Source organism: Allopusillimonas soli, from assembly GCF_004153445.1.
Taxonomy (GTDB): Bacteria; Pseudomonadota; Gammaproteobacteria; order Burkholderiales; family Burkholderiaceae_B; genus Allopusillimonas; species Allopusillimonas soli.
This window is the reverse complement of the sequence record NZ_SDQC01000002.1, coordinates 1-14,554: the sequence shown is the minus strand read 5'-3', so window position 1 is coordinate 14,554 and position 14,554 is coordinate 1. Positions and strand designations below refer to the sequence as shown.

The following is a 14,554-nucleotide window of genomic DNA, read 5'->3' as shown; positions in this document are numbered from 1 at the left end:
CATCGGCGGCCGCTAGGCCATCTGGCGTAGCGCGCATCATCCGAACGCGGCTTTGGTACTGCGAGCAGCGAGCTCTCCAATGGCCGCATATAGTAACTAAACATTACAACACAATCTCAGTGACGTGGAGACTGTTACTGGCAGCCTCGCGGCATGGTTCTTTCGTTGGACTACAAAAGGCCAACCTTGACAGGGTTGGAGAAGCAGATGATTATTATCACAGTGGCTTACATATCAAAAGAATATATACACGAGACAATCAAGGAGGAAAGCCATGGTGCCGAATCGCAATGGTTGGGTGCGAGCGTTGGCGGCAGCCACCGCCGCTGGCATGTTTTATGTCGCTGCAGGCGCAGTTGCCGCGGACAAAGAGCTCGTCATCGTCACGTCGTTTGCAACCGATCAAACCGCCGTGTTCAAACAGGCCTTCAACAAGGCTCATCCGGATATCAACGTCAATATCATCAACAAGGGCACTTCCGCCGGCGTGAAGTATTTGCAGGAAACGGCCGGCAACAACAAGACGGACCTTTTCTGGGTCTCCTCGCCCGATGCGTTTGAAGTCCTGAAGGCGAGCAACCTGCTTGAGAAATATTCTCCCAACGCAAAGGGAACGGCATCTGAAATCAGCGGGTATCAGATTGATGATCCGGATGGTTATTTCTTCGGCTTTGCGCTGTCTGGCTATGGGTTCATGTGGAATACGCGTTATCTGGAATCCTACAAGCTGCCCAAGCCCCAGACATGGGAGGATCTGACCAAGCCCGTCTATTTCGGTCACCTGGGCATTTCGGCGCCATCGCGGTCAGGGACAACGCACTTGGAAATCGAAACCATTCTCCAGGCCCAAGGTTGGGAGAAAGGCTGGAGGACAGTAAAGGAAATGGCTGGCAATGCCAAGCGCATTACCAACCGCAGCTTTGGTGTTCCTGAGGGTGTCGACAGCGGCGAGTTCGGCATTGGTATCGTCATAGACTATTTTGGCTTTACGTCCAAAGCCGCGGGCTTCCCCGTCGAGTTTCACTATCCCCCGCAAACCACCCTGGTGCCGGCCACTATCGGTGTCGTGGCGAATGCGCCGCATAAAGACGCGGCGCATGCATTTGTGGATTTTGTGCTTTCGCCCGATGGCCAGGCGCTGCTTTTCAATCCAAAGGTAATGCGCCTGCCGGTAAACAAAGAGGCCTACAAAAAAGCGCCGGAAGGCATACCCAACCCTTTCGAGGGCCAGATCAAGGCTGGCGTGCAGTTCAACTCGGATCTCTCACAAGCTCGCTACAACGTCGTGAACTCCCTGTATGACGTGATGGTTACCTACCGTTTCACGGAATTGCGGGAGGCGGTGAAGGCGATCAATGAGGCGCAGGCCGCACTGAAGGACTCCACGAATTCCGAAGCCCTAAAATTACTTGATGAAGCCAAAGCGCTTGCGTACGACGTACCCATCACAGAAGAAAAGGCGGGTGACAAGGACTTCAGCGCAATCTTCAAGGTTAAGCGAAAGAAAGCCGAAGACAAGGTCACCGGGCGGCAGGCCGAGGTTGAAAAGGATTGGGATAACAAGGTTGTGGAACGCTACAGCAAGGCACAGGAGCTTGCCAACAAAGCCCGCTCCATGGCGTGATGTGTATCCTGCTGCCTGTTCGTATCCCGTCGATGACATGAGGCAGGCAGCAGACTGCGTGTGTAATGGACTTTAGCTTGGAGGGGAATCGGTAATGGCCAGTGCGAATCAGCACTCACTAAGATTCTCTTCCCTGAGACCTTATCTGGTCTATGGCGTCATAGCCGCCTTTCTGATCCTGTTTCTTGCCCTGCCTGTACTGAAGGTTATTTATGTCGCCTTTCAGGATACGCACACGGGCGGGCTTACGCTCGTTCATTTCCACGACTTTTTCTCAAACAGCCTGTTTCGCGAATCTTTCTACAATTCGCTGTATGTCGCCTGTGCGTCTGTTGTCCTGGCATCTGTCTTTGCCCTGCCCCTTGCCTATTTCACCAGCAGATTCAATTTTTCCGGCTCGATCATCATCCAGACATTGTCGTTCATCCCTTTGCTCATGCCGCCATTCATTGGCGCCGTGGCACTGCAGTTGCTGTTGGGACCGAACGGTAGCGTGAATCTCCTGTTACGCGAGTATTTCGGATTCACTATTCCATTCATGGAGGGGCTGAATGGCGTTATCCTGGTCGATAGCATCCACTACTTCCCGTTTATCCTGATCAATCTTTCGGCCAGCCTGGCCAATATCGACAGATCCATGGAAGAGGCTGCGCAGACACTGGGTTCCAGCGGATTCCGGCTTTTTCGCAGAATTGTATTTCCGCTCTCCATGCCCGGCTTTGTCGCTGGCGCCTCTCTGGTGTTCGTGAAGGTTTTTGATGACCTTGGAACGCCCCTGCTGCTGGATGTGAGCAAACTGCTGCCACCCCAGGCTTATCTACGGATCACATCGATCGGAATATCCGACCCGATGGGGTATGTGATTTCATGCATACTCGTCGCATTCTCCATCTTCGCCATGTGGGTCTCATACCTGGGCATGCGCGGGAAAGATTACGCCACCATTCAACGTGGCGGAGGCGGTCTTGCCAAGCGCAATCTGCGCGCATCGGAATCAGCTGCTTGCTATCTTGTTGTGCTTCTTATTCTCGCCATTGTGCTTGCGCCGCATCTTGGGCTCCTGCTGCTTTCATTGGGGACGATCTGGTCTTTCAGCGTACTGCCTGCGGGCTTCACGCTGGGTCATTATCATCAGGCGGTCACCACTGCCGCGGGCTTTATTACAAACACGATCATCTATGCCGGTCTGGCGGCCCTGATTGATGTCGTGATCGGCACCGCGATCGCGTATATAGGACAGCGCACCCATGTCGTCGGGCGCAAATGGCTCGACTATCTGGCCACATCTTCGCTCGCCATTCCAGGCGTCGTGCTCGGTATCGGCTACCTCAGAATGTTCAACAATGTGGAGATGCCCTACTCCGGCCAGACCATGGCATCGTGGTGGGGCGTTATTGTCATTGCCCTGTCAGTACGGCGCCTGCCCTATGCCTTGCGCGCCTGCATGGCCGGCCTGCAGCAGGTACCGGTGGCGCTTGAGGAAGCCTCTCAGAATATCGGCGCAACGTCTGTCAGAACAATATGGCGAATTGTCGCGCCACTGATGTCTGGCGGTTTGGTGGCGGCATTCGTCACCAGTTTTGCCACAGCGGCAGTGGAGCTGTCTGCAACGCTTATGCTCGTTTCAAAAGAGGCGGATGCGCCCATTTCCTATGGAATCTATCTGTTCATGCAAACTGTATCCGGGCGCGGCGCAGGCGCAGCGCTGGGGATTATTGCCGTTGTCATCGTTGGTATTGCAACGTTCCTGTCCCATCAGCTCATTGCGGGCGCCAGACGCAACATGGCATGAATAATCGCTTGGAAGCCTAAGATATGAACACTCAAACTTCCATTTCGCCAAAGGGCGTATCGCAAGAATACCGCTCACCGGAAGCAGAACCTTCTGTGCTGCATGCATCTCCGGTAAGAATCGATATCGAGCAATTGACACTGTCTTTTGGATCGACCGAGGTGCTCAAAGGCATCGATCTTTCCATAGAGCCGGGCGAATTCTTTGCTTTTCTAGGCCCGTCAGGCTCGGGCAAGTCTACGCTTTTGAGAGCCATTGCTGGCTTCGGTCCGGCGCATCAAGGACGGATTCTCATTGACGGAGAAGATATAGCCGGACGCATGCCTTGGCAGCGCGACGTCGGGATGGTTTTTCAAAGCTATGCGCTGTGGCCTCACATGAGCGTCGCAAAAAATGTCGCCTACGGCCTAGAAGAGCGGCGTGTTCCGCGTTCCGAGATCAAGGAACGCGTGTTGGCGGCCCTGGACCTCGTCGGCATGGCCGACTATGCCCAGCGATATCCGTCGCAGCTTTCAGGTGGCCAGCAACAACGCATTGCGCTTGCGCGCACGCTTGCCGTCGAACCGCGCGTATTGCTGCTGGATGAGCCGCTGTCGAATCTTGATGCCGGCCTGCGCATTCAGATGCGCCAGGAGCTGCTCCAGTTGCAGCGCCGCCTCGGTATAACGACCATATTCGTGACACATGATCAGGAGGAGGCAAATACTATTTGCGACCGAATCGCTGTCTTGTCGAACGGCATTATCCAGCAGATTGGCCAGCCTTCGGAACTCTACGACAACCCGGTCAATGAGTTCGTGGCCAGATTCCTCGGAACAACGAATATTATCCCAGGTCATGCAGAGCCCACAGGATCTGGGGCTGTCTTTACTGCGGATGGCGGCGCCATTCGCCTGCCGCTGGCTGAAGCGTCCCATGAAGGGCGCGGGCATCTCGTCATCCGGCCGCAGGGCATCGATGTGATTGAAAGCTCGTTCGATGGCGATATCATTGGCGGCATTGTCAGTGCAAGAGAGTTTCTTGGCGGATCAACACGTTACAGCGTCAAGGTGGGTACCCTAACCTTGCTGGTGGACGTAAAACATGTACGCGGCGATCCTGGTTTCAGCGTGGGCGACAGCCTTGGCCTTTCTGTTTCTTCGGGGCAAGCGATATTTTTGCGGGCCAATGGCTGACCACCTCAGGCCCCAGGAATCATGGTGAGACTCTGCTGACCTGCGCAGCCATCAGCATGATTGATTTATAGGCACGGAGCTAAGTTTGTCCTGCAGTACAGGCACGGAAGGCTATTGTTATTTGATGTTCCATCAGAAAGCTTATAGAGTAGCGAGTATCCCTCATAAGAGGCGAGTATCCCTCATAAGAGACAAATTGCTTAATAAATGCCCGTTGGAGAATTGGCATTCAGAAATATAGCCGCTCCTATTTCCGGCAAACCGCGGATATGAACAAGACAATTTCTGAAGCCATTCCAAGCCAGATCGAAACTGACGATCATCCACTTCAAGTCGTGCTGCTGCTCAATGTGGGCCATGCTCTGGACCATCTGTTTCTGCTGATTTTTGCCACAGCAGTCGGAACAATCGCCGTCGAGTTCAATTTCGCACATTGGGAAGATTTGATGCCCTACAGCGTGGGGGCTTTCTTCCTGTTCGGGCTCGGATCTGTGCCGTCCGGTCGCCTTGGCGACCTGTGGGGTCGCCGACAAATGATGCTGGTTTTCTTCTTTGGCCTCGGTGCTGCCGCATTACTGACTGCCTTGGCGCGCGGCCCCTGGCAGTTGGCGGCGGGATTGGCCCTGATAGGCTTGTTCGCATCCATCTATCACCCCGTGGGTATTCCCATGCTGGTGCAGCGGGCGAGCCGACCCGGCGCCGCCATAGGGATCAACGGGCTGGCCGGCAACCTGGGCGTAGCCGGGGCCGCACTGTTGACGGGTTTTCTGGTACAGGCATGGGGCTGGCGCATGGCGTTCGCGGTACCCGGCGTGATCGCCATCGGCTGCGGCGCGGCTTTCGCACTGCTCTGCGGCCCGCAAGGCGCCGCACCAGGGCGCAGTCGCAAGCCCCCACAAGTGGTGCTGCCACCGAAGTTGCTAGCCCGCGCCCTGATCGTGATGACTGCGGCGGCCGTCACGGGCAGCATGCTCTTTAATTTCACCACCAACGGAAACACCCAATTCCTGACCGAACGGTTCGAAAACCTGATCGAAGACCCCGCAATGATTGGCCTGCTCCTGGCCATTATTTACACGCTGGCTTCCTTGACCCAGGTCGTGGTCGGCAAGCTGATCGACAAGGTGCCACTGAAGCGCTTGTATTTGTGTCTGGTGCTGGCGCAGATTCCTTGGCTGCTACTGGCATCTCTTGCAAGCGGATGGTGGCTTTTCATCGCGCTGCTGGGCGCCATGGTTTGCATATTTGGCTGCATTCCCTTCACAGATGCAATGATCGTCAAATATGTGGACGACAGCATACGATCGCGGGTAGCTGGAATGCGCCTGGCCGTCTCCTTTGGCATCAGCTCGCTCGCGGTGTGGCTGCTGGGGCCGGTTGTGAAGGCGTCCAGCTTTGCCTGGCTGTTTTTGATTATGGCCGGAATTGCCACCTGCACCGCATTGGTTGTGCTGCTGCTGCCATCAGACAGCGTGGTGGCTCGTTCGCAGGGGTGAAGGGCTGCCAAGCCATACAAGAAGAAAGGATTGCTGAAACTGGATTAATCCTTACCTGCCTGGTTCAGAGATCCAATTACGCGAATGGCGACGGCTGACGTATTGTTCATATGGTCAACACAAGCCTGAAACGCTTCCTGTTCGTTGCTGTCCTTTATAGCGTCTACAATGCGGCGCATTTCTCCAATAGCTTGTCCGATACGGCCGGGGCCCAATATAGAAGTCGCACGTAAGCGAGAGATTTTGCCATGCAAACTCTCCAGCGTGCTTTTTAGCACTCTGTTATAGCAGGCTGCTAATAGCGCATCATAAAACTGCTCAACGGCCTGCAGTTGAGCATCCACATCCTCACGGTTAACGGCGGCCTCAAGTGAGCCAAGTGCAGCCTCAAGCAACGTGCGTTCCGACCTGGTTGCCAGCTTGATGAAGTTTTGCGCAGCAAGACCCTCCAGCACTGCTCGCACCTGGTAAATATCAGCAGCCTCTGCGGCATCCAGCGTCGCAACTCTAAACCCGCAATTGGGCTCATTCGTGACATATCCATCTCGCAACAAAGTCTGTAACGCCTCGCGGACAGACTGACGGCTTGCTCCAGTGAATTCACACAACAAGCGCTCAGGCAGACGGGACCCGGCGCGCCATTGGCCTGACAGTATCTGCTTGCGAATGGCCAATGCCACCGTTGAACGTTTTGATTTCATATGTGAAGGGCAGAGATCAATCTAGTAAGTATAAGGGACATTGATTGTATTGATGTTAATACTTATTGTCTGACAATTTTTAAATTATTATTATTCAATTTTCAAGAAATCAGCCTCAGAAATGCTCCTTGCTCTCATTTACCGCGCTCACGACGCTGGATACACAGCTTGAGCCACTGCGGGGAGCTTGGGCGCCAAATCCATCTCATGGTTCTTATATGCACTCGCTCGTCAACCTTTTTATAGATATTCCCACGTCCATCATCAGCGACTCGATGCGTCGAATAGCCGGCTCATCTGCTTTGAAGCCATTTCACGGCTCGCAAACGTTGCTGGGCACTGCATACACAGTCAGAGTGCGTGCCGGTGACAACTTGTACATCCACGATGCCCTGCGCAAAGCGCAATCGGGCGATGTTCTTGTGATTGACGGAGGCGGCGACACGGATCGCGCTCTAGTCGGGGAAATCATGATGAGTGTCGCAAGGATGCGAGGCCTCGCGGGATTGGTTGTGGACGGCGCCATACGCGACTCCGATGCATTTAGACAAGCAAATTATCCATGCTACGCCCGGGCAGTCACACATCGCGGACCATTCAAGAACGGTCCCGGCGAGCTAAACCTGCCTGTTTCAATAGACGGCTGCGTGGTGACCCCTGGGGACATCATTGCAGGTGATAGCGATGGGGTTGTATTTATTCCGAGCGATATGGCAGAAACCGTTGCCGCCGCGTCACGCAACAAAATGCGGACTGAAGAAGCAGTATTGGCCGGCATTGCCAAAGGCCAATATGACGACACTTGGATTGACGACGCGCTCAAGCATCAGCACGTTTGACCTGTTCATTTTCACATCAAAGACAACGCTATGGAGGCCATAATCTTATGCGTGTAATTAGACAAAAACTATTTCAGACACTCTTAGCTGGCGTTATAGCTGGAGTGTGCAGCACGACCGCAGCAGCTTCTTCAAACTATCCCTCCGCACCCATTAAGCTGGTCGTGCCTTGGTCCCCAGGTGGGGCGACTGACGTATTGGGCCGATTGATCGCAAAAGGGCTGACGGAGCGGATTGGCCAAACCGTTGTCGTGGAGAATCATGCCGGTGCTGGTGGCAATATCGGCACAGCATCGTTTGTTCGAGAGAAACCAGATGGCTACACGTTGCTCGTGGCTACCAGCTCAACGAACGCTGCCAACCCGCATCTCTATAAGCATCTGGGATTCGACCCAGCCAAGGACTTCTCACCGATCGCCTTTGTAGCCAAAATTCCAAACGTGCTTGAAGTACCAAAGGACTCATCATTCAAGACCTACAAGGATCTTATGGACTATGCGAAGGCACATCCTGGCAAGCTTAACTATGGCTCGGCCGGAGTGGGCTCATCCCAACACCTGGCAGCATCGTTGCTGAAACATCTGACCGGCATTAACGTGGTGCACATTCCTTTCAAGGGTAGCGGGCCAGCCGCTTCAGCGCTCATGGGAGGACAGTTGGATTTCATGATCGACACAGGCTCAGTTAACCAAGTCAAGGCGGGCTCATTGCGAGCTCTGGCAGTGGCCTCCGAGGAACGGACCGCGGCTTTGCCCAAAGTACCTACCTTCGCTGAACTTGGATTACCCGACATGATTGCGTTTGCCTGGTATGGCATCGTAGCGCCGGCTGGTACGCCAGATGAGATCGTCTCCTATCTAAACAAGGAGATTAACGCCGTCGTGCAATCACCAGAAGTCAAGCAACACCTGGAAGACATGGGAGCACAAGTGCCACCGCCTAGCGATGCAAAGGCGTTCTCGAGCTTCATGCAAAGTGAACTAAGTCGCTACGGCGATTTGATCAAGATGTCGGGCGCCAAGATGGAATAAGCATAGCGCTTCCAATTGATGGTCGATCAGGTGACCGGGCTCATTCCACCATCAACATTGATGGCTGTCCCGGTAATATAGGATGCCATGTCGGAGACCAGGAAGCACACCGTCTGGGCAAATTCGCTTGCATGACCCAGGCGTCCCAAAGGTATTCCCGTGGCCAAGCCATTCAGATAATCTTCGTAAGGCATGTCCGGGCAGTCACGCGCGTGCCGCCTGACCCACTGATCCGAGCGTATTCTTCCCACGCACAGCGCATTCACAAGAATATTGTGCGTCGCGAGTTCGTTGGCCATGAGCTTCGTCATGGCCACGCCTGCAGCTCGGGTCATGGAAGTTGGGGCACTGCACGCCTGCGGGGCCTTGGCGCCGATATTGACCACATTTACGATACGTCCCCAGCTTTGCTGCTGCATCCCCGGAATGACAAACTGGGCCAGCTGTATGGCTGGGGCCAGCTTCAGATTGATGTCGGCGAAAAGCGAATCGCGAGTAAGCCCCATGAACGAATCGCGCGCTGATGAGCCGGCGTTGTTGATCAGGATATCGACGGTGCCGAAATCCTGCTTGATTGCGCCGCAAGCCTGCTCCAATTGAGTGGCATCGCTAACGTCGCATTGATATCCGCGAATGTCGCGGCCTGATTCTTCCGCAATTTCCTTAACGGCGTTGTCAAGATTGGCGGCATCCCTGGCGAGAATCGCCACATTTGCGCCAGACTGAGCCAACTGCAGCGCAATCGCTTTTCCCAAACCCTTGCTCCCGCCGCTTATCAGCGCCGACCGGCCATTGAGCACGACATTCATCGTATATCCACCTTTACATTCAGTTAATGACAGAAAACGTGACAGCTGTATATGTTTCCACTGTATTCATATGATCGGCGGCCAGATACTAAAAATGGAGAAAGCTCCGTTCCCAAAACGTCAAAACAGGTGTAACCAGCCTCCATACCATAAAAGACAAAATATATGCATCAGGGCTGCATGTCCACAATCTCACGCCTGCGAATGCCTTGCGCACGGCGCCGGGTTGCTATTGGATCTGATACCGAAGCACCAACAGAGGAGGACAAATGAGACACTCATTAATAAAGACTATTATCCTGGCATGTGCGATAACCCTGGGAGCACCAGTAACCACGGCTGCGGCCAGTTCCTATCCTGATAAGCCCATCAAGATTATTGTGGGTTTTGTGCCAGGCGGCCCAACCGATCTCTACGCCAGGATAGCCGCCCGAGGGCTTGCGGAGATACTCGGGCAACAAGTGGTGGTTGAAAACAGAGCTGGAGCCAGCGGCGGAATTGCCGCGGCGTCGGTGGCAAAAGCCGAACCAGACGGGTATACCTTGCTGGTGAATGTTGTCTCCGACATCATTACGCCTCTTGCCAAGAAGAACGTTGGGTATAACCTCGAAAAGGATTTCTCGCCAATTGGATTGATCGCAGATGCGCCAAACGTGCTGGTGGTGAATCCGAGTGTTCCCGTGAATTCTCTCAAGGAATTGATCGATTATGCCCGCCAGCATCCTCATACTCTGAATTACGGCTCTGCCGGCACTGGGACTGTGAGCCATCTGGCCGGCGCCCTGCTCGCCTCCGCCACCAATACCGATATCACCCACGTTCCCTACAAGGGCACCAACGGCGCACAAATGGATTTACTGGCTGGCCGTATTTCCATGATGTTCGACAATATGACCAATGGCCTGGCGAATGCCAAGGCTGGCAAGGTGAAGGCGCTGGCCGTTACATCGCCCGAGCGATGGCCCGATGCCAAGGATCTGCCAACGATGACTGAACTCGGCTTTCCGGGCGTGACGATCATGTCGGTGTTCGGACTTGTTGCCCCGGCGGCAACGCCAAAACCCGTTGTTGAAAAACTGTCCAACGCGCTTGCCGAGGCCTTGCAGAACAAGGAGTACAGAAACAATATCATTCAATCTGGAGCTCAGCCAGGCTCGATGAATGCAAAAGAGTACGGAGAATACATTGCCCAGGAGTCCAGGCGTTGGGAGAAATTCCTGGAGCAGCATCCCGGCATCATTCCAGCAGAATAAGCCCTTGTGAGCCGCGCCTACTGATCCAGATATCAAAGGATAATCCGCATGAAGTACCCAGAGTTGAAGCTGCATATAAATGGCCAGTGGCGCGCCGGAGGACCGGCAACGCTTGATGTGCAAGACCCAGCAACGGAAGAGGTGCTGGGGAAATTGCCCGTGGCCAGCGAAAGGGATGTGGATGAAGCCATTCGTGCCGCAAATGCCGCGTTTCCGGCCTGGAGCCGCAAACCGCCTCTTGAGCGGGGGCAGATCCTGACGCGCGCTGCGGCCTTGATGCGGGAGCGTATCCAGGCCCTGGCCTACATAATTACCAGAGAACTTGGCAAGCCTCTGGCTGAGGCCAGAAACGAGGTTATTACAGCGGCTGAAATGTTTGAATGGGCCGCGGAGGAAGGCCGGCGTACCTATGGCCGCATTATTCCGGGTCGCATTGAAGGTATCCGGCAAATGGCGACGCTTGAACCAATAGGCCCTGTAGCTGCCTTTTCTGGCTGGAATGCGCCTGCGATTACACCTTCTCGCAAGATTTCGGGCGCTCTCGCCGCCGGCTGCACAGTAGTTATCAAGCCGTCGGAGGAAACGCCCGCCATCGCCCTGGAAATAGTACGCGCGCTGCAGGATGCAGGCCTGCCAGAAGGCGTGGTAAATATGGTTTTTGGAGATCCTGCAGCCATCTCCACCCAGCTTCTGCAATCGCCACTGATCAGAACAGTGACTTTCACTGGATCGATTGGTATTGGACGCGCCATGGCCGAGCGCGCTGCAGCCGGACTCAAGCGTATCACGCTCGAACTGGGCGGCCATGCGCCTGTATTGGTATTTCCCGATGCGGAAATCGACGCAGCCGTGGATGCAATCAGTGCCGCCAAATTTCGCAACGCCGGCCAGATTTGTACATCCCCCACACGCATGTATGTGCACGAATCCATCTATGAAAAATTCCGGGACAAGTTAGTGTCACGGGCTGCTTCAATCAAGGTTGGCAATGGCCTGGATGCCGGCACGCAAATGGGACCGATGGCCAACCCGCGCCGGCTTGAGGCTATGACACAGCTTACGGAAGATGCGATGAATCAGGGCGCGGCGATTGCAGCGGGCGGGAAGCGGCTGTATGACAAAGGCTGGTTCTGGGCACCGACTGTTATCGACCATTTCACAAACGATTGTGCTGCCGCCAACACCGAGCCATTCGGTCCCATGGCGCTGTTGCAGCCTTTCTCCACGTTCGAGCAGGCATTGGAGCAGGCCAATCGCCTCCCATTCGGCCTGGCTTCTTATGTGTTCAGCCAGAACATTCGCACCATAAACAATGCCTGCGCAGCCATTCAAAGTGGCGTGGTGTGCGTCAATCACTGCCGGGCATCGTTGCCTGAAACCCCTTTTGGCGGAATCAAGGAAAGCGGCATCGGGCGCGAAGGTGGATTGGAAGGCCTGAAAGAATTCCTGCAGGTCAAGTATATAAGCCAGATATAAGTGATGGACGCTAGGCAGAATGAGAGTCACATGACACAATCAGTAGGGTTGATCATTGCAGAAAGTCTTAAAGCGCATGGTATAGACAGACTGTTTTGCGTGCCCGGGGAAAGCTATCTGGGACTAACTGACGCACTGAACGATGTGCCTGAAATAGGTCTGGTCGTATGCCGGCACGAGAGTGGAGCCGGATACATGGCCATCGCCGATGGCCTTCTGGGCAAGCGGCCAGGAGCTTGTGTGGTATCACGAGGCCCGGGTTTGTCCAATGCCATGATTGCCTTGCATACAGCGCTTCATGACGCTGTTCCCTTGGTCATGCTGATAGGACAGGTGGAACGACGCGACATGGGCAGGATGGCGCTTCAGGAGCAGGATTACAGCAAGCTTCTGGCAGACATAAGCAAAGCGGTCATTGAAGTGAATGAAGCGTCTCAGGCGTCAGAGGCAATTGCGCGCGGGTTTCATTTGGCAATCAGCGGTACACCGGGGCCAGTGGCAATTGTATTGCCGGAGGATCTGCTGGATGAGCAATCTGATCTGCCTGTCGTGCCGCCGCGCGCGAAGACCCTTCCCGGCCCTCTTCCGGAAGACCTGCAACAGTTGGCAAGCATGTTGCAACAGGCAAAGAAACCATTGATCTGGCCAGGTGCATGCCTGAACAGCGAGCAAGCACTGGCTGATCTGGAGCGTTTCGCCGAGGTGTGGGCTGTGCCAGTGTGTTGCACAAACAAGCGCACGCATCAGTTTGATTCCAGTCATACGCATTATGCAGGCCACGTAGGTATACGGACGCCAAAGAGACTCCTGGATCAGTTGAAGGAAACAGATCTGTTGGTGGCGGCCGGAGAGCGTCTTACCGATACGTTGAGCCAATACTATACGTTTCCCATCGCGCCAAACCCTCAAATGGACCTCGTTCATATCTGGCCTGATGCCAATGAGGTCGGTCGGGTCTGGAGTCCGGCACTAGGGATGGCCAGCGATCCACATGCGGTAATCAAAGGCTTGCTGAATTTGAGTCCAGGCAACCCTACGCCGGAGCGGCTCGAATGGATTCAACGATTGCACACCGTGCAGAAGGCGCTGAGCGAGCCAAGCTGGGATAAGGTGGAAGATGGCTTGAATTTTGCATCGGCCATCTGCGCCATCGACAGCCGGTTGACGAAAGATGCTGTCATCACTGTCGACGCGGGTAGCTTTTCTACGTTTCTGTACCGCTACACTCACTTCCACCGCGGCCAAGAGATGCTGACTTCAGTCGTGGGCGCCATGGGCGCCGCCGTGCCCATGGCAGTTGCTGCGTCGTTGCGCGATCCAGGGCGGCAAGTCGTGGCGTTTGTTGGCGACGGCGGCACACTCATGACTGGCAATGAATTGGCCACGGCAATGCGTTATGGCGCAAACCCTATTATCGTGATCGCGGACAATGGCTACTATGGGTCAATAGGCCTGCACCAGGACACACGTTATCCAGGCAGGCCGTTCGAGAGTGCAACACAATTGGCAAACCCCGACTTCGCCGCATGGGCACGCTCATTCGGCGCAAAAGGCTATACCATCAGTACGCAAGATCAAATCGACCAGGTACTGCCACAGGCATTCACACCTTGCCGCGAGCCTGTCGTCGTTCACGTTAAATGTTCAGCGCACCAGATGAGCGCGTGGCGCCAGGCCAGCCGAAAATTGAATTTCACCAGACTATAGCTATAAGTATCAACGCAATACTGACCCGGCGTCGGCTGGAAGCATGCTTCAGTACGCCTGTTGATACCTTTTGGAGAAACACTTTATCTAGTCGAACACGGCTTCGATGTTGGGGGCAGCGGGCACCTTGACGGCCCACTGGCGCAGCTGCTCGGCATTGGCCTGGGCAATGCGCTGGTGCACCCACGGCGGGCAGCCGGCAAAGCGGCTCTGGATCAGTGCCTGCAGAATGGAGGCAGCGCCTTGCTCAATGCCTTGTTCAATGCCCTTTTGCACCCCCTGTTCAATGCCCTGCTCGCGGCCGCGAGACAGCCAGAGTCGTTCCAGTCCGGTCATGTATGCCATTGCATGCTCCTTGTCGATGTCCTGTAAGGCGCGGTGAAACTGCGCATCGAGCGCCTCGGGCAGGGCCAGCATCCATGACCTGTCCGGGAATTTCCTACCAGTGAGAGCTAGAGATTCCGGCCTGGGTTGTTAATTCTTGGTTCAGGGTTCTCACGAACTGCCGTGGGGTCAAATAATTCAAGCTGGAATGCGGCCGGATCTCATTGTAGTGGCGACGCCAGTCCTCAATGATGACTCTGGCCTCCAGGCGGTTGCGGAACCATTCCATAGACAGACATTCATCACGAAACTTACCGTTGAAACTTT

Annotated in this window: 13 protein-coding genes; 9 read left to right on the top strand and 4 right to left on the bottom strand. The window is 54.8% G+C overall.

What is annotated here, in order from left to right; genetic code table 11:
* The first annotated feature begins 274 nt into the window (after positions 1-274).
* From ERD78_RS05880 to ERD78_RS05865, 4 genes are all read left to right on the top strand, one after another.
* Positions 275-1,624 (top strand): ABC transporter substrate-binding protein, encoded by a 1,350-nt coding sequence (locus ERD78_RS05880; RefSeq protein WP_129968377.1) that lies wholly within the window; start codon positions 275-277, stop codon positions 1,622-1,624.
* A 94-nt stretch (positions 1,625-1,718) separates the two neighbouring features.
* Positions 1,719-3,416 carry an ABC transporter permease gene (locus ERD78_RS05875; RefSeq protein WP_129968376.1) on the top strand — a complete coding sequence of 566 codons (1,698 nt, stop codon included), beginning with the start codon at positions 1,719-1,721 and terminating at the stop codon, positions 3,414-3,416.
* A gap of 98 nt (positions 3,417-3,514) precedes the next feature.
* Positions 3,515-4,591: an ABC transporter ATP-binding protein gene (locus ERD78_RS05870; protein WP_371734577.1), complete on the top strand. Its 1,077-nt coding sequence runs from the start codon at positions 3,515-3,517 to the stop codon at positions 4,589-4,591.
* 269 nt (positions 4,592-4,860) lie between these two features.
* A complete protein-coding gene (locus ERD78_RS05865) occupies positions 4,861-6,087 on the top strand; it encodes an MFS transporter (RefSeq protein ID WP_129968374.1) in 1,227 nt (408 codons plus the stop codon).
* 44 nt (positions 6,088-6,131) lie between these two features.
* On the opposite strand, the gene ERD78_RS05860 is transcribed toward ERD78_RS05865, so the two are convergent.
* Positions 6,132-6,788: a GntR family transcriptional regulator gene (locus ERD78_RS05860; protein ID WP_129968373.1), complete on the bottom strand. Its 657-nt coding sequence runs from the start codon at positions 6,786-6,788 to the stop codon at positions 6,132-6,134.
* 128 nt (positions 6,789-6,916) lie between these two features.
* Here ERD78_RS05860 and ERD78_RS05855 point away from each other — a divergent pair, with 128 nt between their 5' ends.
* Together ERD78_RS05855 and ERD78_RS05850 are read left to right on the top strand one after the other, a co-directional pair.
* Positions 6,917-7,627 carry an RraA family protein gene (locus ERD78_RS05855; protein ID WP_245152356.1) on the top strand — a complete coding sequence of 237 codons (711 nt, stop codon included), beginning with the start codon at positions 6,917-6,919 and terminating at the stop codon, positions 7,625-7,627.
* Positions 7,628-7,824: 197 nt separating this feature from the next.
* Positions 7,825-8,658, top strand: coding sequence for a Bug family tripartite tricarboxylate transporter substrate binding protein (locus ERD78_RS05850; protein ID WP_245152355.1), 834 nt, complete (start codon positions 7,825-7,827; stop codon positions 8,656-8,658).
* A gap of 26 nt (positions 8,659-8,684) precedes the next feature.
* On the opposite strand, the gene ERD78_RS05845 is transcribed toward ERD78_RS05850, so the two are convergent.
* Positions 8,685-9,467 carry an SDR family oxidoreductase gene (locus ERD78_RS05845; protein WP_129968371.1) on the bottom strand — a complete coding sequence of 261 codons (783 nt, stop codon included), beginning with the start codon at positions 9,465-9,467 and terminating at the stop codon, positions 8,685-8,687.
* A 269-nt stretch (positions 9,468-9,736) separates the two neighbouring features.
* Here ERD78_RS05845 and ERD78_RS05840 point away from each other — a divergent pair, with 269 nt between their 5' ends.
* Genes ERD78_RS05840 through ERD78_RS05830 form a run of 3 tightly spaced genes read left to right on the top strand, consistent with a single transcriptional unit; the run spans position 9,737 to position 13,903 of the window.
* Positions 9,737-10,720, top strand: a complete 984-nt coding sequence (locus ERD78_RS05840) for a Bug family tripartite tricarboxylate transporter substrate binding protein (RefSeq protein ID WP_129968370.1) — start codon at positions 9,737-9,739, stop codon at positions 10,718-10,720.
* 48 nt (positions 10,721-10,768) lie between these two features.
* Entirely contained in the window at positions 10,769-12,196 is a 1,428-nt protein-coding gene (locus ERD78_RS05835) for an NAD-dependent succinate-semialdehyde dehydrogenase (protein WP_129968369.1), read from the top strand.
* Positions 12,197-12,226: 30 nt separating this feature from the next.
* Positions 12,227-13,903, top strand: coding sequence for a thiamine pyrophosphate-dependent enzyme (locus ERD78_RS05830; RefSeq protein ID WP_167668862.1), 1,677 nt, complete (start codon positions 12,227-12,229; stop codon positions 13,901-13,903).
* Positions 13,904-13,990: 87 nt separating this feature from the next.
* On the opposite strand, the gene ERD78_RS05825 is transcribed toward ERD78_RS05830, so the two are convergent.
* On the bottom strand, positions 13,991-14,320 hold the full coding sequence (locus tag ERD78_RS05825; RefSeq protein WP_129968367.1) for a hypothetical protein: 330 nt from the start codon (positions 14,318-14,320) through the stop codon (positions 13,991-13,993).
* A 22-nt stretch (positions 14,321-14,342) separates the two neighbouring features.
* The coding region (locus ERD78_RS05820; protein WP_129968366.1) for an integrase core domain-containing protein at positions 14,343-14,554 on the bottom strand (212 nt) is incomplete at its 5' end.